Below are 24,392 nucleotides of genomic sequence, written 5' to 3'. Positions count from 1 at the left end.
CCTTTTGACCAGCGGATGCCAAGTGAACGGCCCGTCAGCCCATCAGCCCGTCGGCCCACGAGGCCGATCGGCACCGGACGAGAGGACCAACGGTGCAGCAGGACGCGGAGTACGAGGTCCCGTACGCGGAACACGGCGACCAGTACGTCGACGGCGCGTGGCGGCCCGCGCTCGACGCCGGCTCGATACCCGTGCTGAACCCGGCGACCGAGCGGGTGCTCGCCACCGTCCCGGCCGGCGGCGCGGCCGACGTCGACGCCGCCGTGGCGGCCGCCCGCCGGGCGGCACGGGCCTGGGCGGCGACCACCCGTGAGGAGCGGCTCGCGCTGCTGACCCGGCTGCGGGACGGCCTGGCCGCGCACCAGGAGGAGATCGCCGCCACGGTGACCGCCGAGCTGGGCGCGCCGGTCGGCTTCGCCACCGCCGTGCACGCGGGCCTGCCGCTGGCCGTCACCACGTCGTACCTGACGTTGCTCGCCGACCACCCCTTCGAGGAGCGGATCGGCAACTCGGTGGTGCACGCCGAGCCGGCCGGGGTGGTCGCGGCGATCACGCCGTGGAACTACCCGCTGCACCAGATCGTCGCCAAGGTGGTGCCGGCGCTGGCGGTCGGCTGCCCGGTGGTCCTCAAGCCGGCCGAGGACACCCCGCTGGTGGCCCGGCTGTTCGCCCGCCTGGTCGACGAGGCCGGCTTCCCGGCCGGCGTGTTCAACGTGGTCACCGGCACCGGCGCGGTCGCCGGCGCCGCGCTGGCCGCCCACCCCGGAGTGGAGGTGGTCTCGTTCACCGGCTCCACCGCCGTCGGCCGGACCGTCGCCGAGACGGCCGGCCGCGGCCTCAAGCGGGTCGCGCTGGAGCTCGGCGGCAAGTCCGCCAACGTCGTCCTGCCCGGCGCCGACCTGGCCCGAGCGGTCAACGTCAACGTGGCCAACGTCTTCGCCAACTCCGGCCAGACCTGCAGCGCCTGGACCAGGCTGCTGGTGCACGAGGACCAGTACGAGGAGGCGGTCGCGCTCGCCGCGAAGGCCTCCGCCAAGTACCTCCCGGGCGACCCCGCCGACCCGCGCACCCGGGTCGGCCCGCTGGTCAACGCCCGCCAGCGGGACCGGGTCCGCGCCTACATCACCGGTGCGCTCGCCGAGGGCGCCCGGCTCGTCGCCGGCGGCGCGGACGCCCCGGACGGCCTGCCCACCGGCTTCTACGTGCGCCCGACCGTACTCGCCGACGTGACCGCGGACATGACGGTGGCCCAGGAGGAGGTATTCGGCCCGGTGCTGGCCGTCCTCGCCTACCGCGACGAGGACCACGCGGCCGAACTCGCCAACGCCACCGAGTACGGCCTGGCCGGCGGCGTCTGGGCCGCGGACACCGCCACCGCCGCCGCCTTCGCCCGCCGCCTCGACACCGGCCAGGTCGACCTCAACGGCGGCCGCTTCAACCCGCTGGCCCCGTTCGGCGGCTACAAGAACTCCGGCCTCGGCCGCGAACTGGGCCGCCACGGCCTGGAGGAGTTCCTGCGGTACAAGTCGCTGCAGTACTGAGCCGCTGCCGCACCGATCCGCTGCCGTACCGATCCGCTGCACCGATCCGCTGCCGTACCGATCCGCTCGCGGGGTGCGCGCCACCACGCGCGCACCCCGCACCCGGTCACACCGGAGCCGGCTCCGGGCGGCCGCGTCAGGCCAGGTCGACGCCCGGGTAGAGCGGGAAGCCGGCGAGCAGGTCGGCGGCGCGCTTGGCGACCCCCTCGGCGACGGCGGCGTCCAGGGTGTACTGGGCCTTGGAGGGGGCGCCGGCGGAGGTCACGACGGGCGTGGTGCCGCGCAGGACGGTGTCGATCAGGGCGGCGATCTCGTCCATCTCGGCGGTCCCGAGGCCGCGGGTGGTGAGCGCGGGGGTGCCGAGGCGGACGCCGGAGGTGTACCAGGCGCCGTTCGGGTCCTGCGGGACGGAGTTGCGGTTGGTGACGATCCCGGAGTCCAGCAGCGCGGCCTCGGCCTGACGGCCGGTCAGGCCGTAGCCGGAGACGTCGGCGAGGACGAGGTGGTTGTCGGTGCCGCCGGTGACCAGCGTGCCGCCGCGGCGCAGCAGCCCCTCGGCGAGGGCCTGGGCGTTGTCGACGACCTGGCGGGCGTACGCCTGGAACTCGGGGCGGCGGGCCTCGGCGAAGGCGACGGCCTTGGCGGCCATCACGTGCGAGAGCGGGCCGCCGAGCACCAGCGGGCAGCCGCGGTCGACGTGCTCGGCCAGCTCGGAGGTGCAGAGCACCATGCCGCCGCGCGGCCCGCGCAGCGACTTGTGGGTGGTGGTGGTGACGATGTGGGCGTGCGGCACCGGGTCGTGGTCGCCGGTCAGGACCTTGCCCGCGACCAGGCCGGCGAAGTGCGCCATGTCGACCATCAGGGTGGCGCCGACCTCGTCGGCGATCTCGCGCATCGTGCGGAAGTTGACCAGCCGCGGGTACGCCGAGTAGCCGGCCACCAGGATCAGCGGGCGGAACTCGCGCGCGGTCTCGCGCAGCGCGTCGTAGTCGATCAGGCCGGTGGCCGGGTCGGTGCCGTAGCTGCGCTGCTCGAACATCTTGCCGGAGATGTTGGGCCGGAAGCCGTGGGTGAGGTGGCCGCCGGTGTCCAGGGACATGCCGAGCATCCGCTGGTTGCCGAGCTCCTGGCGCAGCTCGGCCCAGTCCTGCTCGGTGAGGTCGTTGACGTTGCGGACGCCGGCGCGCTGCAGGGCCGGGCTCTCGACGCGCTGGGACAGGACGGCCCAGAAGGCGGTCAGGTTGGCGTCGATGCCGGAGTGCGGCTGGACGTAGGCGTGGTCGGCGCCGAAGAGCGCGCGGGCGTGCTCCGCGGCGATCGTCTCGACGGTGTCGACGTTGCGACAACCGGCGTAGAAGCGGCGGCCGGCGATGCCCTCGGCGTACTTGTCGCTGAGCCAGTTGCCCATGGCGAGCAGCACGGCCGGGGAGGCGTAGTTCTCACTGGCGATCAGCTTGAGCGAGGCGCGCTGGTCCTCCATCTCCTGGCCGATGGCGGCGGCGATCCGCGGCTCGACCTCGCGGACGGTGTCCAGGGCGCTGCGGAAGGCGGTGTTGGCGGTGGCGCTCGTGGAAGTGTGCGGGAACGGGGCCATGGCGGTCTCCTCGAAGGGATGCGGAGGGGCCCAGGCGCTCGGCAACTGCGACGTGAGGGTTCACGGAGCCGCTCCCCGATGGTTGATTCCATCCGTGCGCGCCAGTCGCGGCTCACCCGGATCGTACCAACACCGGAGGGACTGTGGCGGAGGTCTCAGAATGCGGGACGAGCCGATCCCTTTGCCGGCTTATGTCCGTTTCATTGCAACGCCGCGTTGCAGCGGAATGGCAGCGCAATTGCAGCCGGACCACACCGCCATACGTGCCGAAACAATGCCGGGGAATCCGGCCCGAAGCAGGCCGGAATGATTTGCGAAACTTCCGCCGCATCCGATCTGATGGCGCTCGGCCGGTACCGGGAAACCCCCGGGAGAACCGTCCGGAAACGCACACCAGCGCACCCCCACCCACGGGGCCGCGGAGGAATTCGGGGAGTACGCCTCTCATGGCATTGGTCGAAACAGTCACAACAACCGCCCCGATGCCCGCACCGACGGGCCCGCTCCGCCGGATCCGCCGCGACCGGGTCGGGGCCGCAGCCCTCGCCGTCGTCCTCCTCTTCCTCGTCCTCGCGCTCGCCGCGCCCCTGATCGCCGCCCTGTACGGCAGGAACCCGGTCGAGCACTACGGCCAGAACACGCCCGGCCTGCTCAGCGACGGCGGACTGCCGATGGCGCCGAACGGCGGGATCTCCGGCGACTTCTGGTTCGGGCTGGAACCCGGACTCGGCCGGGACGTCCTCACCCAACTGCTCTACGGCATCCGTACGTCGCTCCTGATCGCCTTCGCCGCGACCGCCGTCACCACCGCGCTCGGCGTGCTGGCCGGCGTCGCCGTCGGTCACCTCGGCGGGATCACCGACCGGCTCTTCGGCTTCCTCTCCCATGTGCTCCTGGCCTTCCCGACGGTGCTCCTGCTGCTCGCGCTCAGCCCGGTCATCCAGTCCCGGCTGGTCGATCCGAGCACCGCGGAACCGGAGTCGACGCAGTTCCTGGTGCTGATCCTGGTGTTCTCCGCTTTCGGCTGGATTCCCCTCGCACTTTCCCTCCGGTCCTCCGTCCGCTCGCTCCGGGAAAGGGATTTCGTGCAGTCCGCGCGGGCGATGGGCGCGGGCGGATTCCACATCGTGTTCCGTGAACTCCTGCCGAACGTCCGGGCCCAGTTGCTGGTGCACGCCACGATGGCCGTGCCGACCTTCGTCGCCTCCGAGGCCGTCCTCTCGTTCCTCGGCGTCGGAATCAACGAGCCCGTCCCGGACTGGGGCCGGATGATCGCCCGCGGCTCCGAGGTCTTCCAGGCCGACCCGACCTACATGTTCTTCCCGGGCGTGGCACTGCTGTTGTTCGTCCTCGCCTTCAACCTGCTCGGCGACGCCGTCCGGGACGCGCTGGACCCGCGCGCCGGCCGCTGAGTCCGCCGCCCCCTCGCTCCTCCGCTCCCTCCGCGCTCCGCTCCCTCCGTGCTCCATCCCCCTTCGTTCTTCACCTCTTCGTCCTTCACCCCCTTCCCCTTTTCACCTGGCCGCCCCGAACCCGGGGCAAGGAGAGATTCGCCATGCGCTGGATCAAACCGTCCCTCGCCGTCCTCGCCACCGCGCTGCTGGCGACCTCCTGCTCGGCCGGCGCGGGCTCCGGCTCCGGCACGAGCACCGCCGCCGCCGCCGCCAAGGACACCTCGCCGCTGACCGCCGCACTCGGCACCGAGAAGGAGAGCGCCGGCCCGGCCCCCGCCGTTCCCGGCGCCCGCGCGGGCGGCACGGTGAACGTCTACAACACCGTCGACTTCCGCCACCTCGACCCGCAGAAGGTCTACGCGGGCGCCGCGTACAACACCTCGCTGCTCTGGGGCCGCCAACTGACCCAGTACCAGGTGGTCGACGGCAAGGCCAAGCTCGTCGGCGACCTCGCCACCGACACCGGCACCTCCACCGACGGCGGCCGCACCTGGACGTACGAGCTCAAGGAGGGGGTGGCCTGGGAGGACGGCCAGCCGATCACCTCCCAGCAGGTCAAGTACGGCATCGAGCGCAGCTTCGGCAAGGGCTACGAGGTCGGCCCGCCGTACTGGCCGCAGTGGCTCACCGGCGAGGCCGGCTACGACGACGCCCGGAAGAAGTACGGCGGCCCGCAGGACGGCGACCTCGCCGCGATCGAGACGCCGGACGACCGCACCGTCGTCTTCCACTTCCCGCAGCCGCAGGCCGACGTGCCGTACATGGCCGCGCAGTCCTCCTCCTCCCCGGTGCGCAAGGACAAGGACACCGGCACCGACTACGACCGGCTGCCGTTCGCCAGCGGCCCGTACCGGATCGTCGAACACGTCCAGAACACCCGGATGGTGCTGGAACGCAACCCGCACTGGAAGCCGGAGACCGACCCGATCCGCAACCAGTACCCGGAACGCTTCGTGTTCACCTACGGCAAGGAGGCGCTCAACATCAACCAGGAGATCCTCTCCGGCCGGGACGGCGGCGCCGACGCCACCACGGTGGCCACCCAGCTCTCCCCCGAGCTGTACCAGACCGTCGACACCGACCCGAGGGCCAGGGAACTGGTCGTCTCCGGCCGGCAGGGTGCCTTCGTCACCCAGCTGGTGATCAACAACGAACGGGTGCCGGACGTCGCGATCCGCAAGGCGCTGCACCTCGCCTACCCCCGCCAGCAGGCCCGGCAGGTCCAGGGCGGCGCCCGCGCCGGAGAACTCGCCACCACGCTCAGCTCGCCCGCGCTGGTCGACTGGCAGAAGTACGACCTGTACCCGGCCAAGCCGGAGGGCGACCCGGAGGCCGCCAAGGCCGTCCTCGCCAAGGCCCAGCAGCCGCCCGCCCCGCTCACCTACGCGTACGCCAACACGCCCAACGGGCAGCGCGTCGCCCAGGTGCTGGTCGACGGCTTCGCCAAGGCCGGGATCACCGTCGTGCCGAAGCCGGTCGACCCCAAGGCACTCCTGGACGAGGCACACCGCGCCGACTCGCCGTACGACCTGTTCGAGGAGACCAGCTCGGTCGACTGGCCGACCCCGTCCACGCTGATCCCGTTCTCCTTCGACGGCCGCGCCAACAGCGACCTCAACTCGGCCCGGTACCGCAACCCGGCCGTGGACCAGGAGATCGACCGGATCAACCGGATCGGCGAACCGAGCGCCAAGGCCAAGGAGCTGTACGCGCTGGAGCAGACCGTGATGAAGGACGTGCCGGTGCTGCCCTTCGCCTACCCGACCGTGAACCAGCTGCACGGCGGCAATGTCGGCGGGGCGTTCATCCACCCGATCTACGGGTCGGTCGGCCTGGCCTGGCTGTACCTGAAGTCCTGAGGGCCTGAGCGCCCGACATCCTGAAGTCCTCAAGTCCTGAGGTCCTGAGGTCCTGAGGTCCTCGACCTCCTCCTCCCCCACGGCCCCGCCCGCCCCCGCGCCTCCCACCGACAGTGCCTCGCGCCGACGCGCGGGCGGGGCCGCCCCGACGCCCCTGACCCGAACCGATTCGGACCGGCCCATGCTCTCCTTCGCCCTGCGGCGGACCCTCCAGGCCCTCGCCGTCCTGGTCGCGGTCTCCGCCGCCGCCTTCGTCCTCTTCTACGCCGCCCCCGCCGACCCGGCCCGCGCCGCCTGCGGACCGCGCTGCGACTCCGGCCAGGTCGCGTCGGTCCGCCACAGCATGGGCCTGGACCAGCCGCTGCTCACCCAGTACACCGACTACCTCGCCGGGGTCGTCGCCGGGCGCGACGTCAACGACGTCGACGGCTCGGTCATCCACTGCGACGCGCCCTGCCTCGGCTACTCCTACCGGCTCCACCAGCCCGTCAGCGAGGCGCTGGTCGACCACCTGCCGGTCACCTTCTCGCTCACCGCCGGCGCGCTCGCCGTCCTGGTGCTGCTCGGCCTCGGAACCGGGTTCGTCTCGGCGCTGCGCCACGGGACCAGGACCGACCGGCTGCTCTCCGGCTTCACCCTGCTCGGGGCGAGCGTGCAGATCTACTTCCTCGGCTACGTCGCCCAGTGGGCCCTGGTGTACACCACCGGTCTGCTGCCGCTGCCGTCCTACACCCCGCCGGCCGAGGACCCGGCCGCCTGGGCGGGCGGGATGCTGCTGCCCTGGCTGGTCCTCGGATTCGTCAACTCGGCCGTGTTCGCCAGGCTCTCGCGCTCCCAGCTGCTGGAGACGATGAACGAGGAGTACGTCCGCACCGCGCGCGCCAAGGGCCTCGGCCGGCTGCGCGCCCACCTCAAGTACACCTCGCGCGGCGCCGCCGGACCGCTGGTGCAGCTGCTCGGCCTGGAGGCCGGCGCGCTGCTCGGCGGAGCGGTGATCACCGAGACCGTGTTCGGGCTGAACGGCGTCGGCTCCTTCGCCGCCGACGCCGTCGCCGGACAGGATCTGCCCGCCGTGGTCGGCGCCGTCCTGCTCGCCGCCTGCTTCGTGGTGCTGTTCGTCGCGCTGGCCGACCTGGTGGTGGCCTGGCTCGACCCGCGCATCCGCCTCAGCTGACCCCGACCGGAGCTCCCCACCATGACACCCGTGCTCAGCATCCGCGACCTCTCCGTCACCTTCGCCGACCCGCGTGGCGGCGCGCCCGTGCCCGCCGTCCGCAACCTATCCTTCGACCTCGCCCGCGGTGAAGTCCTGGGGCTGGTGGGCGAGTCCGGCTCCGGCAAGTCCGCGACCGGCCTCGCCGTACTCGGCCTGCACGACCCGCGCACCACCACCGTCACGGGCTCGATCCGACTGGGCGCGACAACGCCCGGCGCGGGCGGTGGGAACGGTGGGAAGAGTAGGAACAGTAGGGACCGCGGGGACGGTGGTCGCGGAAGGGGCGGTCGGGGCGGCGGGGCGGCCCCGGAGGGAGCGGATCAGGAGGGCCTGGAGTTGGTGGGCGCCGGCGAGTCGGTGCTGCGCGAGGTGCGCGGCGGCCGGATCGCCCTGGTGTTCCAGGACGCGCTCACCTCGCTCAGCCCGTTCCACGGCGTGGGCGAGCAGCTGGCCGAGATGTACCGGCTTCACCACCCCCGGGCCGGCCGCACCGAGGCCCGGCGGCGGGCGGCCGCGATGCTCGACCGGGTCGGCATCCCGGCCGCCCGGCTCCGCGACCACCCGCACCAGTTCTCCGGCGGCATGCGCCAGCGGGTGATGATCGCGATGGCGCTGATGAACGACCCCGACGTGCTGATCGCCGACGAGCCGACCACCGCTCTCGACGCCCGGGTCCAGCGGCACGTACTGGAACTGCTGGCCGAGTTGCAGCGCGAGCACGGCACCGCCGTGCTGCTGATCAGCCACGACCTCGGTGTGGTCGCGGGGACGACCGACCGGACCCTCGTGCTGCGCGGCGGGGAGCAGGTGGAGTCGGCGCCGACCGCCTCGCTGCTGGCCGCACCGCAACAGCCCTACACCCGCGCCCTGGTGGGCGCGGCGCTCACCCTGGAGACCGTACCGGGAACACCGCTTCCCACGGTTGACGATCCGTCACCACCGCTCATCCTCCCGGGCCGGACGCGCCGGGCGACGGACCGGTGGCTGGTCGAGCTGGAGGACCTCACCGTCACCTTCCCCGGAACGCGCAACCTGCGTGGCCGGCGGAGGGAACCCGTCCGGGCGGTCGAGGGCCTGAGCCTGCGGATCGCCCCCGGTGAAACGCTCGGCCTGGTCGGCGAGTCCGGCTCCGGCAAGTCCACCACCTCCCGCGTGCTGGCCCGCCTCCAGCCGGCGACCGCCGGCCGGCTCCGGTACGACGGCGTGGACGCGACCACCCCCGACCGGGCACTGCGGCGGCGGCTCGGCAAGGAGATCCAACTCGTCTTCCAGGACCCGTACGCCGCGCTCAACCCGCGCCGCACCGTCGCCCAGACCCTCGACACACCGCTGCGCCTGCACACCGGGCTGTCGGCCGGCGAACGGCGCGAGCGGTCCGCCGAACTACTGGAGCGGGTCGGCCTGCCGGCCGCCCACCTGGACCGCTACCCGCACGAGTTCTCCGGCGGCCAGCGCCAGCGGATCGGCATCGCCCGCGCCCTCGCCCCGGAGCCGCGGCTGATCGTCGCCGACGAGCCGGTCTCGGCGCTGGACGTCTCGGTCCAGGCCCAGGTGCTCAACCTGCTGATGGAGCTGCGCGAACGGCTCGGCATCGCCTTCCTGTTCGTCTCGCACGACCTCGCCGTGGTGCGGCACTTCTGCGACCGGGTCGCCGTGATGCACCGCGGGCGGTTGGTGGAGTCCACCGACCGGGACCGACTGTTCGCCGCCCCGCACACCGACTACACCCGGGAGCTGCTGGCCGCCGCACACTGAGACGCGACCCGCGCCTGGCTGCGGCTGCCGCGGCGGCGGCCAGGCGCGCAGCAGCAGCCGCCGCCAGGCGCGCGACTCGGAGGCATCACCGGCGTGGAGAGTCGGCGGAGCCGGGGGTCCGTGTCCATGATCGGATCCTGCCACCGGCCGAGAGGGAGCTGTACCGGACATGCCGACACCCGTCACCCCCGTCAGCGAAGACACCGTCGACCACGAGCTCATGGCGGCCGCCGAGGACGTCATCCACCGCTTCGCGCGCGGCGACAACCACACCGTCGCGGCCGCCGCCCGGAACGCGGACGGACGGATCGTCACCGCCCTGAACGCCTACCACTTCACCGGCGGCCCGTGCGCCGAGACCGCCCTGATCGGCGCGGCGGCCGGCCAGGGCGCGTACGACCTCCGCACCATCGTCGCCATCGGCGACCAGAGCCGGGGCGTGATCCCGCCCTGCGGGCGCTGCCGCCAAGTGCTGCTCGACTACTTCCCCGACATCCGGGTGATCGTCACCGCGGGCGGCGCCGTGCACACCATGCCGGTCCACGAGCTCCTCCCGTACGCCTACGTCTGGACCGAGCAGCAGGACGAGGCGTAGGGCGGGGGCCGCGATCAACGGGGCGCGGCGAACAGATTTCAAAAAATGTTCGCTGAAAGTTGTCGACTGTCATCTGTTCGCTGATTTCCGTTCGCTGCCATCTGTTCGCCGTCATCCGTTCGCGGCCGCCTGTCAGCTTGTCGGTCGCCGCCCACCCACCGTCACGCGCCACCGTCTAGGCTGCGCCGCATGCTGATCTGGATCAACGGACCCTTCGGCGGCGGAAAGACACAGACGGCGCACGAGTTGCGGCGCCGGCTACCCGGCAGCGTGATCTGCGACCCGGAGGAGGTCGGGTTCGGGCTGCACCGGATGACCCCGAAGCACCTGCGCGGCGACTTCCAGGACCTGCCCGCCTGGCGGCAGGGCGTGTACGAGGTGCTGGACCGCACGCTCGCCACGCACCCGGGTACGGTCATCGTGCCGATGACGGTGGTCGAACCGTCACCGTTCGCCGAGACGGTCGGCCGACTGCGCGAACGCGGCCACGACGTACGGCACTTCGCCCTCCTCGCGGAGCACGAGGAGGTGATGCGACGGCTACGCGAGCGCGGATTCGGGCACGCGGTGCGGCTGATCGCCGGGAAGGACGCGCCACTGCGCCGCGAGAGCTTCGCCGTGTCGAAGCTCGACCATTGCCTGGAGCGGCTGCGCGGCGCGGAGTTCGGCGAGCACCTGCACACCGACCACCTCACCGTCCCCGAGGTCGCCGACCGGATCGCGGCCTCCACCGGACTGACCCTCGGACCGAACACGGACGGCGAACTGCGCGGGAGGCTGCGCCGGGCCTGGACGGGGATCCGGCACATCCGGTTCGACTGAGCCGGGTGACGCCCCGCCCCGGCTGTCCGGTCGCCGCGCCCGGCACCCCTGCGAGGGGCGGCGGAGGGCGGGTGGCGATGATGGGCAGGACCGCCTGACAGCTGGGAGCCCGCCCGTGCCGTTCCTCTACATCGTCGTCTGCGCCTCCGGACTCGCCCCCGAGACCGGCGGGCTGATCGCGGCCGCCCAGGCCGAGGGCTGGGAGGTCGGCGTCGTCGCCACCCCGCACGCGCTCGGCTTCGTCGACGAGGCCGCCGTCGTCGCGCAGACCGGCTACCCGATCCGCTCGGCCTGGCGGAAGCCGGGCGAGCCGAAGCCGCTGCCGCCGCCCGACGCGATCGTCGTCGCGCCCGCGACCTTCAACACCATCAACAAGTGGGCCGCCGGGATCTCCGACACGCTCGCCCTCGGCATCCTCTGCGAGGCGTACGGACTCGGCGTTCCGACCGCCGTCCGCCCCGTGCTCAGCGCGGCACAGGCCGCCCACCCCGCGTACGGCGAGAGCCTGGACCGGCTGCGGTCGATGGGCGTGCTGTTCCGCGAGGACGGGGACCTCACCGAGGTGCTCGACCTGGTGCGACCGGTCCTGCACGCGGATCCGGGGCCAACGGGCTTCTGACGGGTGGGTGTCGGCCGCCTGGCGGCCGACCGCGGCCCGGGCCGGGTTCGCGCGCCGCACCGCTTCGGGCTCACCGGGTGCCGCGCCCACGAGTACGGGAGCGCCGCTCTCGGGAGCGCCGTTCTCACCTCCGCGCGGACGTCCGACGAGCAGCCCGCCCCGGCGTCCGACTGACGCTCACCACCAGGCAGACGCCCGCGACCACGATCGCCCCGCCCCCCAGGGTCGGGCCGGTCAGCGGCTCGGCCAGGACCAGCGAACCGAGCAGCACCGCCACCACCGGGTTCACGTACGCGTAGGTGGCGACCAGGGTCAGCGGCGCGGACTGCAGCAGCCAGGCGTACGCGGTGAAGCCGACCAGCGAGCCGACCAGCACCAGGTAGCCGAGCGCCAGCCAGGACCGCCCGGAGACGGCGCCCAGGTCGAGTCCGCGCTGCTCGCCGCGCGCCAGGCCGATCAGCACGTTGCCCAGGCCGCCGGCGACCATCTGGTAGGCGCTCGCCGCGAAGACGTCGCCCGGCATCGGGATCCGCTTGGCGGCGAACGAACCGGCCGCCCAGGTGAGCGTCCCGCCGAGGACCGCGATCACACCCGTCGGCGCGAGGGCCCCGCCGATCGCGGGCGCGGAGAGCACCGCGAGGCCGAGCAGGCCGAGCAGGACGCCGGCCAGCTCGGCCGGCTTCGGCCGGTCGCCGCCCGCCGCCGTGAGCAGCACCGTCCAGAGCGGGACGGCGGCCACCAGCAGTGCGGCCAGACCGGACGTGATGGTGTTCTCGCCGAGCACCACCAGCCCGTTCCCGCCGGTCAGCAGCAGCACGCCGACCAGCACCGAGGATCCCAACTGCCGTACGCCCACCCGGAGTCCGGACCTCCCCCGGCGCGCCAGCACGAAGCCGCCCAGCAACAGACCGGCGCAGACGAAGCGCGCGCCGGCGGACAGGAAGGTGGGCATCGTCTCCAGCGTGATCCGGATCGCCAGATAGGTCGAGCCCCACACCACGTACACCACGCCCAGGGCCAGCCAGACCGCCCCGCCCAACCGCCCCGCCGAGGGCACGGCGTCGACGGGCGTGCCGGTGGGAGGCGCGGCGGCCTTCCGTGAGACGGAAGCTGTCATGGGTGTCCCCCTTGAACGGTGCTGGCAGTTCACCCGCCATGACAGCGCATCAGCGGGGCCGGGCGCCAGTGGGTATCACCAGACGGTCACAGGCGCTACGGTGGGCGACCCCGTATCCGGACAACCGCCGGCGAACAGCTGACAGCCGACAGATAACAGATGTTGAAATCTGTCGGCTGTTATCTGTCAGCTGTCAGCTGTCAGTCGGCCCCCGCCCGTCAGGAGAGGACCGTGCCCACCGACCCGCTGCCGTTCTTCGTCTACGGCACGCTCCGGACCGGCGGCAGCAACCACGCCGTCCACCTGGCCGGGCGCTGCGCCGACGTCCGGCCCGCCGTGCTGGACGGCGCCGCGCTGCACGAGGGTCCCGGCTTCCCGTACGCCGTGCCGGACGCGGCGCCGGGCCGCCGGATCGTCGGTGAGCTGATCACCGTCCGCCCCGGCGCGTACGGCCCCGCGCTCGCCGCGCTCGACCGGCTGGAGGACTGCCGGTCGGACGGCACCGGCGAGTACGTGCGCGAGCGGCTCGCCGTCCGGACCGCGGACGGCGGGACGGCGGACGCCTGGGTCTACCTGGCCGGCCCCGCCGTCGCCGCCCACCTGCGCGCCCACCCGGCGCTGATCCCCTCCGGGGACTGGATGCACCGCTGACCACGCCCGGGAACGCCGCTCGGGCGCACCTCCGGCAACCCGGATGCCTCAGGACTTGCCCGTACCGGAGGCGACGCGGTCGCCGAGCGCCTCGGCGAACGGCATGACCTGGACGTACAGGGTCCACGACGGGTGGTCGCCACACCCCGGACCGTTCGCCGCTCCCGCCCGCCCCAACCCCGCCGGACCGACCCACCCCTGACCAGGGACCGGCCGCGTACCGCCAGGTAGGCTGCCCCGGCCACCCTTCGCCGACCGACGTGGAGCCTCCCGGTGCCCGAGCTGCCCCCTCCGACCTCCGCCGCGGGCACCGTCACCGTCGTCGGGATCGGCGCCGACGGCTGGCCCGGCCTGGCCGGCACCTCGCGCGCCGCCCTGCGCACCGCCGAGGTCGTGATCGGCGGCCCCCGTCAGCTCGCCCTGCTCCCCGACGACGAGGTCGCCGCCGCCCGGGTGCCGTGGCCGTCCCCCCTGCGCCCCGCCGTCCCCGGCCTGCTCGCCGCGCACGAGGGCCGCCGGATCGCGGTGCTGGCCAGCGGCGACCCGATGTTCTACGGCATCGGCCGTACCCTCGCCGAGACCGTCGGCGCCGAGCGGCTGCGCGTCCTGCCGCACCCCTCCTCCGTCTCCTACGCCTGCGCCCGGCTCGGCTGGCCGCTGGAGTCCACCGAGGTGGTCAGCCTGGTCGGCCGCCCCCTGGACACCCTGGCGCTCGCCCTGCACCCCGGCCGCCGGCTGCTCGTCCTCAGCGCCGACGCGCAGACGCCCGCCGCCGTCGCCGGCCTGCTCACCGCGCGCGGCTTCGGCGCCGCCCGGCTGCGAGTGCTGGAGCAGCTCGGCGGGCCCGGCGAGCGGCGGCTGGACGGCCCGGCCGACGGCTGGCCGCACCCGGCCGGCGACCCGCTCAACGTCATCGCGGTCGAGCTGGGCGACGGCCCGCGCGGCTCGCTCGTCCCCGGGCTGCCGGACGACACCTACGAGAGCGACGGCCAGCTGACCAAGCGGCACGTCCGCGCCGCCACCCTCGCCACCCTCGCCCCGGCGCCCGGCGAACTGCTCTGGGACGTCGGCGGCGGCTCCGGCTCGATCGCCATCGAGTGGCTGCGCGCCCACCGCGACAACCGGGCCGTGAGCGTCGAGCGGGACGCCGTCCGGGCCGGGCGGATCACCCGCAACGCGGCCGCGCTCGGCGTCCCCCGGCTTCAGGTGGTCACCGGGCCGGCACCGGCCGCGCTGGCCGGACTGCCCACCCCCGACGCGGTGTTCATCGGCGGTGGGCTCACCGCGCCCGGTCTGCTGGACGCCTGCTGGGCCGCGCTGCCGCCGGGCGGCCGACTGGTCGCCAACACCGTGACCCTGGAGTCGGAGGCCCTGCTCACCGAGTGGTACCGGCGTCACGGCGGCGAACTGCTCCGGCTGGCCGTCGCGCACGCCGTCCCGGTGGGCGGGTTCACCGGCTGGCGGCAGGCGATGCCGGTCACCCAGTGGTCCGCCGTCAAGCCCAACACCCCCCAGGAGGACGCCTCGTGACCGTCTACTTCATCGGAGCCGGCCCGGGTGCCGCCGACCTGATCACCCTGCGCGGCGCGCGCGTCCTGGCCCGCGCCGAGGTCTGCCTGTACGCCGGCAGCCTGGTGCCGCGCGAGCTGCTGGACGAGTGCCCGGCCGGTGCCCGGCTGGTCGACACCGCGCAGCTCAACCTGGACCAGATCGTCGCCGAGCTGGTCGCCGCGCACGAGGCCGGCCAGGACGTGGCCCGGCTGCACTCCGGCGACCCGTCGGTGTTCAGCGCCGTCGCCGAGCAGATGCGCCGTCTGGACGCGGCCGGCGTGCCGTACGAGGTGGTGCCGGGCGTGCCCGCCTTCGCGGCCGCCGCGGCCGCGCTGAAGCGCGAGCTGACCGTGCCGACCGTCGGCCAGACCGTCATCCTGACCCGGATCGCCAAGCGGGCCACCCCGATGCCCGAGGGCGAGGACCTCGCCACCCTCGGCCGCAGCGGCGCCCTGCTGGTGCTGCACCTGGCCGCCGGGTACGTGGACGACGTGGTCGAGCAGTTGCTGCCGCACTACGGCGCCGACTGCCCGGCCGCCGTCGTCGCGATGGCCAGCCGGCCGGACGAGCTGGTGCTGCGCGGCACCGTCGGCGACATCGCCGGGCAGGTGAAGGCGGCGGGCGTGGTCCGCACGGCGGTGATCATCGTGGGCCGGACGCTGGCCGCCGAGCAGTTCCGCGACAGCCACCTCTACTCCGCCGACCGCGAGCGCCCGCACGAGCCCTGCGGCGCGTGATGGCCGAGCACGCGACGACCCGGGACGCGGCGACCACCCACCGGACGACCCCCCACCTGCTGATCCTCGGCGGCACGACCGAGGCCCGGGCCCTGGCCGCCGCGCTGGCCGGCTCGCCGCTGCGGGTGACCAGCTCGCTCGCCGGGCGGGTCGCCGAACCACGGCTGCCGGCGGGCGAGGTGCGGATCGGCGGGTTCGGCGGACCGGCGGGGCTCGCCGCCTGGCTGCGCGCCGAGGCGGTGGACGCCGTGGTGGACGCCACCCACCCGTTCGCCGCCGTCATGTCCGGCAACGCCGCCCTCGCCGCCCGGGCCACCGGCGTGCCGCTGCTGGCCCTGCGCCGCCCGGGCTGGGCGCCGGCGGCCGGGGACCGCTGGCACCCCGTGGCCTCCCTGGAGGCGGCCGCCGCGGCCCTGCCCGCGCTCGGCCGGCGGGTCTTCCTCACCACCGGCCGACAGGGCATCGGCGCCTTCGCCCACCTCGACGGCCTGCACTTCCTCGCCCGCTCGGTCGACCCGCCCGAGCCGCCGATGCCGGCCGCCCTGGAGGTGCTGCTCGACCGCGGCCCGTTCACCCTGGACGGCGAGCGGGCCCTGCTGCGCGAGCACCGGATCGACGTGGTGGTCACCAAGGACAGCGGCGGCGCCGCCACCGCCCCCAAGCTCACCGCCGCCCGCGAACTCGGCCTGCCGGTGGTGGTCGTGGAGCGGCCGCCGCTGCCCTCCGGTGTCCCGGTCGCCGAGTCCGTGCCGGCGGCGCTGGAGTGGCTCGGCGCGCGCGGCACCGGCCTTCGGTGAACCGGGTGCCGATCCGGGCGTGTGCTGCGACGATGCCCGGATGAGCGACTTCCAGCGCACCCGGACCGAACAGACCGCGGACGAACGTGCCACCCTGGCCAGCTTCCTGGACTTCCAGCGCGACACGCTCGCGATGAAGTGCGCCGGGCTGACCACCGAGCAGCTGCGGGAGCGGGTCCTGGAACCGTCCGCGCTGTCGCTGCTCGGGCTGGTCCGCCACCTCGCCGAGATCGAGCGCGGCTGGTTCCGCAACACGTTCGGCCGCGAGGCCGCGCCCGGGATCTGGAGGCATCCGGACGGCGGCTTCGCCGAGTTCGACGTCGACGACGCCGACCCCGGGGAGGCGTTCGCCGTCTGGCGCGGCGAGTGCGACCGCGCCCGGGAACTCGTCGCCGCCGCCGAGTCGTTGGACGTGCTCGGGCACCACGGCGAGGAGGCGTTCTCGCTGCGCTGGATCCTCACGCACATGATCGAGGAGTACGCCCGCCACAACGGCCACGCCGACCTGCTGCGCGAGCACCTCGACGGCGCGACCGGGGAGTAGGAACGCCCGGAGGACGCCACGACAGACCTCGGTGGAGAGTAGACGACCGGAAGGACGACGGAGAGCCGATGCGGACCCGCTGGAAGGAACGCGACACCCCCGGGCCGATGGGGCCGTGGGACGAGATCGTGCCCGGGCTGTGGATGGGCGGGCACTTCGTCACGCCACCCGGACGCGCCCTCGAACCCGTCGTCGTGGAGCGGGAGTTCGACCTGGTGGTCAGCCTGTTCACGCGGCCCGGGCACGGCCCGGCTCCGGGGGTGGAGCACCTCGTCCGGGAGGTGCCCGACGGGCCGCTCTCCGCCGGGCAGCTGCACGACGTCCTGGAGGCGGCCGGGCTGGTCGCCGAAGCGGTCCGCCGGGGCCGGCGGACGCTGGTCCGCTGCCACGCGGGCCAGAACCGCTCCGGGCTCGTGGTGGCGCAGGCCTTGGTCGAGCTCGGCCACGAGACCGACCGGGCGGTCGAGTTGATCCGCGACCGGCGCTCGCCGTGGGCGCTGAACAACCAGGCGTTCGTGGACTACCTGGCCACCGGACTGGACGTCGCATACCTGCGGGCCGCCGTCAACGAGTGAGGGCGGCCCGCGGGTTGACGTGACATCAGATGTCGCGGAAGGTCTCGATCCGGGCGCCGATCGAGTTGAGGCGCTCGGCGAGGTCCTCGTAGCCGCGGTTGATGACGTACACGTTGCGCAGCACCGACGTGCCCTGCGCGGCGAGCATCGCGAGCAGGATGACGACGGCCGGGCGCAGGGCGGGCGGGCACATCATCTCGGTGGCGCGCCAGCGGGTGGTCGGGCCCTGGACGAGGACGCGGTGCGGGTCGAGGAGCTTGACGTCCGCGCCGAGCCGGGTGAGCTCGGTGAGGTAGATGGCGCGGTTGTCGTAGACCCAGTCGTGGATCATCGTGGTGCCGTGCGCCGCGGCGGCGATGACCGCGAAGAACGGCACGTTGTCGATGTTGATGCCGGGGAACGGCATCGGGTGGATGGTGTCGACCGGGGCGGTCAGCTTGGAGGGCCGCACGGTGAGGTCGACCAGCCGGGTGTGGCCGTTGTGGGCCGGGTACTCGGGGGTGCGGTCGTAGTCGAGGCCCATGCCCTCCAGCACGGCGAGCTCGATCTCCAGGAACTCGATCGGCACCCGGCGGATCGTCAGCTCGGAGCCGGTGACGACGGCGGCGGCCAGCAGGCTCATCGCCTCGACCGGGTCCTCGGCGGGGGTGTAGTCGACGTCGCAGGTGATCTCGGGGACGCCGTGCACGGTGAGGGTGGTGGTGCCGATGCCCTCGATCTTGACGCCCAGCCGCTCCAGGAAGAAGCAGAGGTCCTGGACCATGTAGTTGGGCGAGGCGTTGCGGATGACGCTGACGCCGTCGTGCCGGGCGGCGGCGAGCAGGGCGTTCTCGGTGACGGTGTCGCCGCGCTCGGTCAGGACGATCGGCCGGTCCAGCGGGGCGCCCGGCTCGACCGAGGCATGGTAGGCGCCGCCGGTGGTGGCGACCTCCAGGCCGAAGCGGCGCAGCGCGGTCAGGTGCGGCTGGACGGTGCGGGTGCCGAGGTCGCAGCCACCGGCGTACGGGATGGCGAACTTGTCGGCGCGGTGCATCAGCGGGCCGAGGAACATCAGCACGCTGCGGGTGCGGCGGGCGGCCTCGACGTCCATGGCGGCGAGGTCGAGCTCGGCGGGCGGGGTGAGTTCGAGGTCCCGGCCGTCGTTGGTCCAGCGGCTCTTGACACCGATGGAGGTGAGGACCTCCAGGATGCGGTAGACCTCTTCGATCCTGGCGACCTGGCGGATCGTGGTGCGGCCGGTGGTCAGCAGCGAGGCGCAGAGGATCGCCACGCAGGCGTTCTTGCTGCTGCGGATGTCGATCGAGCCGGAGAGGCGGGTGCCGCCGGCGACCCGCAGGTGCATCGGGCCGGCGTAGCCGAGGGAGACGATCTCGCTGTCGAGTGCTTCGCCGATGCGGGCGATCATCTCAAGGCTGACGTTCTGCTTGCCCTGCTCGATGCGGTTGACCGCGCTCTGGCTGGTGCCGAGGGCTTCGCCGAGCTGCGCCTGGGACCAACCGCGGTGCTGGCGCGCGGTACGGATGAGGGTGCCGATACGGGTGAGGTAGTCGCCTGTCACCCGGCAGACCATATCTCATGGCTGAGATAGCGACAGAATCGAGCAGCGGCATGGCGCCACATTTGTCCGTTTCTCACCCCGTATGAGTGTCAGATCTTCACATCACGGCAACGGTTCACGCCGGGCCCATGACGGTCCACGCCGGCTCACGCCCGGTTCCACGCCGGCTCGCGCCGAGTCCACACCGGGCGCAGCCGGGCTCAGCCGGGCGCAGCCGGGCTCACGATCCCGCGAGCCGCCCCGGCCCGGCCGGCTCGGCGCGGCCGACGATGGTGCCGGCCCGGTCGATGCAGATGACGTCGACCGCGACGGGCGAACCGACCAGCACGCCGAGCGCGGTGGCGCGGGCCGCCTCCGCGACCAGGTCGCCGAGCGGGACCCCGGCCGCCCGGCAGAGCTGGATCGCCTCCAGCGCGGTGTTCGCCGCGGCGACCGCCCGCGCCAGCGCCTCGTCCGCACCGCCCTCGCGGGCCAGGCCGGCCAGGTAGCCCTTGTCCACCTGGGAACGGGCCGAGTGCAGGTCGAGGTGGCCGGCGGCGAGCTTGGAGAGCTTGGCGAAGCCGCCCGCGATGGTCAGCCGCGGCACCGGGTGGCGCTTGAGGTACTTGAGCACGGCCCCGGCGAAGTCGCCCATGTCGAGCAGCGCGTCCTCCGGCAGGCCGTGCACGGCGACGGCGACCTTCTCCGAGGTCGAACCGGTGCAGCCGGCGACGTGGGTGCGGCCGGCGGCCCGGGCCACGTCGACGCCGCGGCGGATGGAGTCGATCCAGGCCGAGCAGGAGTAGGGGACGACGATGCCGGTCGTCCCGAGGATGGAGAGGCCGCCGAGGATGCCCAGCCGGGGGTTCCAGGTGGACCGGGCGATCTCCTCCCCGTGGTCCACGGAGACCTCGACCACCACGTCCCCGGCCGCGCCGAACTCCGCGGCCACCTCGGCCACCGCGTCCCGGATCATCTGCCGGGGCACCGGGTTGATGGCGGGCTCGCCCACGGGCAGCGGCAGGCCGGCCTTGGTCACCGTGCCGACCCCGGGCCCGGCCCGGAACACCACCCCGGAGCCCGGCTCCCCCGCCCACACCGTGGAGCGGATCAGCGCGCCGTGCGTCACGTCGGGGTCGTCCCCGGCGTCCTTCACCACCCCGGCCATCGCCCGCGGGCCGCCCGGCCCGTCCGCCAGCCGTTCGGCGGCCAGCGCGAACCCCGGCCGCTGCCCCTTCGGCAGCGTGATCACCACCGGGTCGGGGAACTCCCCGGTCAGCAGCGCCTGGTACGCCGCCCTGGTCGCCGCGGTCGCACACGCCCCGGTCGTCCACCCGTGCCGCAGCCCGCTGCTCCGCAGCTGCCCGGCCCGACCACCGACCTCACTCACGACCGCTCCCTGCTCCGCACCGGCTTCTGGACGCCCCCCATCCTCCCCCGCCCGCCGGGCCGCGACCCACCCGGCCTGCCGGAGGGACGGAACGGGCGGAGCAGGACGCCGGACCGGCCGACCTCCCGCTCCGCCGGCACGCACGCTCCGCCGGCACTCACGTTCCGCCGGCAAGCACGCTCGGCCGACGCCCGCCCGCCCCCCGTGCTCACGCCTCCGGGTAGCGGCGGGGGGTCCAGACGACCTCGGTGGCGTTGCCGCGTTCCACGGCCTGGGTCTGGGAGGAGCCGATGAGCAGGATCGTGCGCATGTCGACCTGGGTGGGGTCGAGCTCGGCGAGGCGGACGGTGCGCACGCGCTCGGTCGGGCCGCCGACGTCGCGGGCCATCACCACCGGGGTTTCCGGCGCGCGGTACTCCAGCAGGAGGTCGCGGGCGCGGCCGACCTGGGTGGTGCGGGACTGCGAGCCCGGGTTGTAGAGGGCGAGCACGAGGTCGGCCTCGGCGGCGGCGCGCAGCCGCTTGGCGACCACGTCCCAGGGCTTGAGCCGGTCGGAGAGCGAGACCACGGCGTAGTCGTGGCCGAGCGGGGCGCCGGCGCGGGAGGCGGCGGCGTGCGCGGCGGTCATGCCGGGGACGATCCGGACCGGGACGTCGCGGTAGGCGTCCTCGCAGGCCACCTCCAGGACGGCGGTGGCCATCGCGAAGACGCCCGGGTCGCCGGAGGAGACGACCGCGACCCGGTGGCCGCGGCGGGCCAGGTCGAGGGCGAACTCGGCGCGCTCGGACTCCACCTTGTTGTCGGAACCGTGCCGCTGCTGGCCGGGGCGGACGGGCACCCGGTCCAGGTAGGTGGTGTAGCCGACCAGGTCGGTGGCGGCCGCGAGGGCGCCGCGCGCCTCGGGGGTGAGCCAGAGCGGGCCGGCCGGGCCGGTGCCGATCACGGTGACGCTGCCGAGGCCGTCGGCGAGCCGCACCTCGGGCTCCAGCGGCGCGACCTTGCTGGGCAGCACCGCGACCGAGAAGTACGGCACGGTCTCGGCGTCCACCTCGGCGAGCGGCGCGGTGCGCTCGCCGGGCAGGAAGGCGCGCTCGACGTACTGGGCGTCATCGAGCCGGCCTGCCCGCTCCAGGGCGCGGCGGACGGCCGGGAAGGTGCGGCCCAGCTTCATGATCACGGCGGAGTCGGCGGACGCTATCCGGGCCGTCAGCTCCTCCTCGGGCAGCGTGCCCGGGATGACGGTGAGCGTCTCCTCGGCCTCGGTGAGCGGCTGCCCGAGCCGGGCGGCGGCGGCGCTGACGGACGTCACGCCGGGGACCACCTCGGTCGGGTAGCGGTGCGCGAGCCGCTTGTGCATGTGCTGGTAGGAGCCGTAGAAGAACGGGTCGCCCTCGGCCAGCACGACGACGTCGCGGCCGGCGTCCAGGTGGGCGGCGAGCCGGGCGGCGGCCTCCTCGTAGAAGTCGTCCAGCGCGCCCCGGTAGCCGCCGGGGTGGTCGGTGGTCTCGACCGTGATCGGGTAGACCAGCTTCTCCTCGATCTGACCGCCCGTCAGGTGCCGCTCGGCGATGGAGCGGGCGATCGAGCGCCCGTGGCGGGCGCTGTGGTAGGCCACCACGTCGGCCTTGCCGATGAGTTCGGCGGCCCGGACGGTGATCAGCGACGGGTCGCCGGGGCCGAGCCCGACCCCGTACAGCCGGCCGGTCGCACCCGCGCCCGCAGCCCCGGCCGCACCTGCGTCCACGCCTGCATCCACACCTGCGCCCGCGCCCACACTCGCACCCGCACTCGCGCCCGCACTCGCGCCCGCACCGGGGATCTGACGCTCGGTCACTCTTCCTCGCTCGCAATCGCGTTGATGGCGGCGGCGGCGATCGCGCTGCCGCCGCGCCGGCCGCGCACCACCAGGTGCTCCAGGCCGGACGGGTGCGCGGCCAGGGCCTCCTTGGACTCGGCGGCGCCGATGAAGCCGACCGGGACGCCGATCACCGCGGCCGGGCGGGGCGCGCCCGCCTCGATCAGCTCCAGCAGCCGGAACAGCGAGGTCGGCGCGTTGCCGACGGCGACCACCGCGCCCTCCAGCCGGGGCAGCCACAGTTCCATGGCGGCGGCGCTGCGGGTGTTGCCCATCGTGCGGGCCAGCTCCGGCACGGACGGGTCGGTGAGGGTGCAGATCACCTCGTTGTCGGCGGGCAGCCGCTTGCGGGTGACGCCGCTGGCGACCATGTTGACGTCGCACAGGATCGGCGCGCCGGCGTGCAGCGCGGCGCGGGCGGAGGCGACCACGCCGGGCGAGTACACCAGGTCCTCGGTCAGGTCGGTCATGCCGCAGGCGTGGATCATCCGCACCGCGACCTGGGCGACGTCGGCGGGCAGGGCGGCGAGGTCGGCCTCGGCCCGGATGGTGGCAAAGGACTGGCGGTAAATCGACGCGCCGTCCTTCTCGTACTCGATCACTTCGTGGTCCTCCGGGCCTCGGCGACCGCCTCGGCCATCTCCTCGTTCGTCACGTCCACGGCGGTGCCGTCCACCGCCACCCGGTACCCCTGCCCGGTCGCCAGCACGTCGACCCATCGCCCGGCCGGGTGGCCGCAGCGCCGTTCACAGCCGGACCAGTGCACCCGCAGCCCGCCGGGCACGCCGCCCGCCGGCCCCGCGGGGTCCGCGGGGTCCGCGGGGTCCGCGGGGTCCGCGGGGTCCGCGGGGGCCGCACAATCGGCATGGTCGTTACGGTCCGCACGGGCGCTCCGGGGGGCATGGTCGCTCCGGACCGCGCGGTCGTTCCGGTCCGCGCGGTCGCTCCGGTCCGCGCGGTCGCTCCGACAGGCCAGGTCCGGGCCCGGGCCCGGCCGGTCCAGTGCGCGGGCCGCGTCGGTCCGCACGTCGGCCAGCGACTTGGCGCAGCCGGGCAGTCCGGTGCAGGCGCTCGCGCCGTCCCAGGCGGTGCCGGGAGCGGTGCGGAGGCCGGCCGCGGCCAGCGCGGGCAGCCGGTCGGCGGCCGCCCCCGGCAGGACGACGCCGCGCCAGGGGGTCAGCCGCAGTTCGCCGGCCGACGCCGCGACGAGCGCCCGCCACTGCGCGGCGGTGGCCCGGCCGAAGCGCAGGCCGACGGAGAGCCCGCCGGGCAGGGCGCCGAGCGGCGGCGGGGTGCCGGGCAGCGCGGGGAGCGGGGCGGTGCCGGGCGGCAGCAGGTCGGGGACCTCGCGCAGGTGCCAGGCCTTGCGTCCGCTCGCCCGCAGCGCGTCCAGGAACTCCCGGGCCGCGTCCAGCGCCGCGTCCACCGCACCGGCGGCGGGGACGGCGCGCGCGGTGGCGGCCCGGCCGAGGCGCAGCAGCACCGTGCCGCCGTCCGCCCCGGAGCGCGCGCCCGCGCCCGCCCCGGAGTCCGCGCCCGCACCGGTGCCCGCACCCGGGCCCGCACCGGAGCCGGCACCGGCACCGGCACCGGCACCCGAGGCCGCACCCGGGCCTGCGATCAATGTCACATCGGCGTCGAGCGCGGCGACGTCGCCCCGCCCGTCGTCCAGCGCGAACAGGAACTTGCCGGAGAGCCCGGTCGCCCAGTCGCTCGCGCAGAGCCGGGCGTCCAGCTCGCGCGCCCAGGCCCGCACGTCGGCGTGGCCGCCGGAGGGGCCGGGCGAGGCCACGATGTTCCGGACCCGCTCGTGCGTCTCGGAGGGCAGCAGCCCGGCGGCGCGCAGCCGGTCGGCCAGCTGCGCCCCGCAGTCCGAAGCCAGGCCGCGCAGTTGGACGTTGCCGCGCGAGGTGGTCTCCAGCTCGCCGTCGCCCAGGGCCTCGGCGGCCTCGGCCAGCGCCAGCGCCTGACGGACCGTCAGCAGTCCGCCGGGCAGCCGGACCCGGGCCAGGGCGCCGTCGTCGGCGGTGTGCAGACGAAGGGCCCCCGGACAGGCGTCCGCGCGACCCCGGTCGGGCACGGCGGCGCCCGGCGTGGTGGCGTCGGGTGTCGGTGGCATGGCGGCGAGCATACAGATGATCCGATCGGTTGCCCCCGTACTCCGGGTCACACTCCCGGAGCGG

Annotated in this window: 21 protein-coding genes and 1 riboswitch; of the genes, 14 read left to right on the top strand and 7 right to left on the bottom strand. The window is 74.3% G+C overall.

The genetic code is table 11. The annotated features are described in order from the left end of the window. Positions 1-92: 92 nt before the first annotated feature. Complete coding sequence (locus tag ACFVHB_RS13430) at positions 93-1,541, top strand: aldehyde dehydrogenase family protein (protein WP_380319869.1); 1,449 nt, start codon at positions 93-95, stop codon at positions 1,539-1,541. Between the two features lie 136 nt (positions 1,542-1,677). Here ACFVHB_RS13430 and ACFVHB_RS13425 read toward each other — a convergent pair whose 3' ends face one another. Further along, positions 1,678-3,135 carry a glycine hydroxymethyltransferase gene (locus tag ACFVHB_RS13425; RefSeq protein WP_380319866.1) on the bottom strand — a complete coding sequence of 486 codons (1,458 nt, stop codon included), beginning with the start codon at positions 3,133-3,135 and terminating at the stop codon, positions 1,678-1,680. A 21-nt stretch (positions 3,136-3,156) separates the two neighbouring features. Further along, positions 3,157-3,254: riboswitch (ZMP/ZTP riboswitch) on the bottom strand. Positions 3,255-3,617: 363 nt separating this feature from the next. On the opposite strand from ACFVHB_RS13425, the gene ACFVHB_RS13420 reads away from it, so the two are divergent. The 7 genes from ACFVHB_RS13420 (at position 3,618) to ACFVHB_RS13390 (ending at position 11,455) form a co-directional block, all read left to right on the top strand. Then, entirely contained in the window at positions 3,618-4,547 is a 930-nt protein-coding gene (locus ACFVHB_RS13420; RefSeq protein ID WP_380319863.1) for an ABC transporter permease, read from the top strand. Positions 4,548-4,690: 143 nt separating this feature from the next. Continuing rightward, complete coding sequence (locus ACFVHB_RS13415; RefSeq protein ID WP_380319860.1) at positions 4,691-6,448, top strand: ABC transporter substrate-binding protein; 1,758 nt, start codon at positions 4,691-4,693, stop codon at positions 6,446-6,448. A gap of 181 nt (positions 6,449-6,629) precedes the next feature. Next, on the top strand, positions 6,630-7,622 hold the full coding sequence (locus ACFVHB_RS13410; protein WP_380319857.1) for an ABC transporter permease: 993 nt from the start codon (positions 6,630-6,632) through the stop codon (positions 7,620-7,622). A 21-nt stretch (positions 7,623-7,643) separates the two neighbouring features. Then, positions 7,644-9,419, top strand: a complete 1,776-nt coding sequence (locus tag ACFVHB_RS13405) for a dipeptide ABC transporter ATP-binding protein (protein WP_380319854.1) — start codon at positions 7,644-7,646, stop codon at positions 9,417-9,419. 169 nt (positions 9,420-9,588) lie between these two features. Continuing rightward, positions 9,589-10,014: a cytidine deaminase family protein gene (locus ACFVHB_RS13400; RefSeq protein ID WP_380319851.1), complete on the top strand. Its 426-nt coding sequence runs from the start codon at positions 9,589-9,591 to the stop codon at positions 10,012-10,014. A 189-nt stretch (positions 10,015-10,203) separates the two neighbouring features. Then, the gene (locus ACFVHB_RS13395) at positions 10,204-10,836 is read left to right on the top strand and encodes an AAA family ATPase (RefSeq protein ID WP_380319848.1); all 633 of its coding nucleotides are present in this window, start codon (positions 10,204-10,206) and stop codon (positions 10,834-10,836) included. A 115-nt stretch (positions 10,837-10,951) separates the two neighbouring features. After that, the gene (locus ACFVHB_RS13390; protein ID WP_380319845.1) at positions 10,952-11,455 is read left to right on the top strand and encodes a flavoprotein; all 504 of its coding nucleotides are present in this window, start codon (positions 10,952-10,954) and stop codon (positions 11,453-11,455) included. A gap of 124 nt (positions 11,456-11,579) precedes the next feature. On the opposite strand, the gene ACFVHB_RS13385 is transcribed toward ACFVHB_RS13390, so the two are convergent. Further along, positions 11,580-12,572 carry an EamA family transporter gene (locus ACFVHB_RS13385; protein WP_380319842.1) on the bottom strand — a complete coding sequence of 331 codons (993 nt, stop codon included), beginning with the start codon at positions 12,570-12,572 and terminating at the stop codon, positions 11,580-11,582. A gap of 231 nt (positions 12,573-12,803) precedes the next feature. Here ACFVHB_RS13385 and ACFVHB_RS13380 point away from each other — a divergent pair, with 231 nt between their 5' ends. The 6 genes from ACFVHB_RS13380 to ACFVHB_RS13355 all read left to right on the top strand — a co-directional run bounded on the left by ACFVHB_RS13380 (position 12,804) and on the right by ACFVHB_RS13355 (position 17,427). Beyond that, the gene (locus tag ACFVHB_RS13380; RefSeq protein WP_380319840.1) at positions 12,804-13,223 is read left to right on the top strand and encodes a gamma-glutamylcyclotransferase family protein; all 420 of its coding nucleotides are present in this window, start codon (positions 12,804-12,806) and stop codon (positions 13,221-13,223) included. Between the two features lie 282 nt (positions 13,224-13,505). Then, positions 13,506-14,753, top strand: coding sequence for a precorrin-6y C5,15-methyltransferase (decarboxylating) subunit CbiE (gene cbiE / locus ACFVHB_RS13375; protein WP_380319959.1), 1,248 nt, complete (start codon positions 13,506-13,508; stop codon positions 14,751-14,753). Continuing rightward, positions 14,750-15,511 carry a precorrin-4 C(11)-methyltransferase gene (gene cobM, locus ACFVHB_RS13370; RefSeq protein WP_380319837.1) on the top strand — a complete coding sequence of 254 codons (762 nt, stop codon included), beginning with the start codon at positions 14,750-14,752 and terminating at the stop codon, positions 15,509-15,511. Before cbiE ends, cobM begins: the two co-directional genes overlap by 4 nt. After that, complete coding sequence (locus ACFVHB_RS13365; protein WP_380319956.1) at positions 15,511-16,308, top strand: cobalt-precorrin-6A reductase; 798 nt, start codon at positions 15,511-15,513, stop codon at positions 16,306-16,308. Before cobM ends, ACFVHB_RS13365 begins: the two co-directional genes overlap by 1 nt. A 40-nt stretch (positions 16,309-16,348) precedes the next feature. Further along, positions 16,349-16,852 (top strand): DinB family protein, encoded by a 504-nt coding sequence (locus ACFVHB_RS13360; protein WP_380319835.1) that lies wholly within the window; start codon positions 16,349-16,351, stop codon positions 16,850-16,852. 68 nt (positions 16,853-16,920) lie between these two features. Next, the gene (locus ACFVHB_RS13355; protein WP_380319832.1) at positions 16,921-17,427 is read left to right on the top strand and encodes a protein phosphatase; all 507 of its coding nucleotides are present in this window, start codon (positions 16,921-16,923) and stop codon (positions 17,425-17,427) included. A gap of 25 nt (positions 17,428-17,452) precedes the next feature. On the opposite strand, the gene ACFVHB_RS13350 is transcribed toward ACFVHB_RS13355, so the two are convergent. From ACFVHB_RS13350 to ACFVHB_RS13330, 5 genes are all read right to left on the bottom strand, one after another. Further along, on the bottom strand, positions 17,453-18,985 hold the full coding sequence (locus ACFVHB_RS13350; protein ID WP_380319829.1) for a UDP-N-acetylglucosamine 1-carboxyvinyltransferase: 1,533 nt from the start codon (positions 18,983-18,985) through the stop codon (positions 17,453-17,455). A gap of 220 nt (positions 18,986-19,205) precedes the next feature. Beyond that, the gene (locus tag ACFVHB_RS13345) at positions 19,206-20,354 is read right to left on the bottom strand and encodes a cobalt-precorrin-5B (C(1))-methyltransferase (protein WP_380319826.1); all 1,149 of its coding nucleotides are present in this window, start codon (positions 20,352-20,354) and stop codon (positions 19,206-19,208) included. A 208-nt stretch (positions 20,355-20,562) separates the two neighbouring features. Continuing rightward, complete coding sequence (locus tag ACFVHB_RS13340; protein WP_380319823.1) at positions 20,563-22,098, bottom strand: precorrin-2 C(20)-methyltransferase; 1,536 nt, start codon at positions 22,096-22,098, stop codon at positions 20,563-20,565. A gap of 86 nt (positions 22,099-22,184) precedes the next feature. Beyond that, positions 22,185-22,811, bottom strand: a complete 627-nt coding sequence (locus ACFVHB_RS13335) for a precorrin-8X methylmutase (RefSeq protein ID WP_380319820.1) — start codon at positions 22,809-22,811, stop codon at positions 22,185-22,187. Further along, positions 22,808-24,340 (bottom strand): nitrite reductase, encoded by a 1,533-nt coding sequence (locus tag ACFVHB_RS13330; RefSeq protein ID WP_380319817.1) that lies wholly within the window; start codon positions 24,338-24,340, stop codon positions 22,808-22,810. The genes ACFVHB_RS13335 and ACFVHB_RS13330 overlap by 4 nt, the downstream gene beginning before the upstream one ends. Positions 24,341-24,392: the final 52 nt, after the last annotated feature.

This window comes from Kitasatospora sp. NPDC127111 (assembly GCF_042677465.1).
In the GTDB taxonomy this organism is placed as follows: Bacteria; Actinomycetota; Actinomycetes; order Streptomycetales; family Streptomycetaceae; genus Kitasatospora.
This window is presented reverse-complemented; position numbering and strand designations above follow the sequence as displayed.

Excerpts from the sequence above, each read along its gene's own strand:
- ACFVHB_RS13425 (WP_380319866.1), bottom strand. The coding sequence starts at position 3,135 with ATGGCCCCGTTCCCGCACACTTCCACGAGCGCCACCGCCAACACCGCC.
- ACFVHB_RS13420 (WP_380319863.1), top strand. The coding sequence starts at position 3,618 with ATGCCCGCACCGACGGGCCCGCTCCGCCGGATCCGCCGCGACCGGGTC.
- ACFVHB_RS13415 (WP_380319860.1), top strand. The coding sequence starts at position 4,691 with ATGCGCTGGATCAAACCGTCCCTCGCCGTCCTCGCCACCGCGCTGCTG.
- ACFVHB_RS13410 (WP_380319857.1), top strand. The coding sequence starts at position 6,630 with ATGCTCTCCTTCGCCCTGCGGCGGACCCTCCAGGCCCTCGCCGTCCTG.
- ACFVHB_RS13405 (WP_380319854.1), top strand. The coding sequence starts at position 7,644 with ATGACACCCGTGCTCAGCATCCGCGACCTCTCCGTCACCTTCGCCGAC.
- ACFVHB_RS13400 (WP_380319851.1), top strand. The coding sequence starts at position 9,589 with ATGCCGACACCCGTCACCCCCGTCAGCGAAGACACCGTCGACCACGAG.
- ACFVHB_RS13395 (WP_380319848.1), top strand. The coding sequence starts at position 10,204 with ATGCTGATCTGGATCAACGGACCCTTCGGCGGCGGAAAGACACAGACG.
- ACFVHB_RS13385 (WP_380319842.1), bottom strand. The coding sequence starts at position 12,572 with ATGACAGCTTCCGTCTCACGGAAGGCCGCCGCGCCTCCCACCGGCACG.
- ACFVHB_RS13365 (WP_380319956.1), top strand. The coding sequence starts at position 15,511 with ATGGCCGAGCACGCGACGACCCGGGACGCGGCGACCACCCACCGGACG.
- ACFVHB_RS13360 (WP_380319835.1), top strand. The coding sequence starts at position 16,349 with ATGAGCGACTTCCAGCGCACCCGGACCGAACAGACCGCGGACGAACGT.
- ACFVHB_RS13355 (WP_380319832.1), top strand. The coding sequence starts at position 16,921 with ATGCGGACCCGCTGGAAGGAACGCGACACCCCCGGGCCGATGGGGCCG.
- ACFVHB_RS13330 (WP_380319817.1), bottom strand. The coding sequence starts at position 24,340 with ATGCTCGCCGCCATGCCACCGACACCCGACGCCACCACGCCGGGCGCC.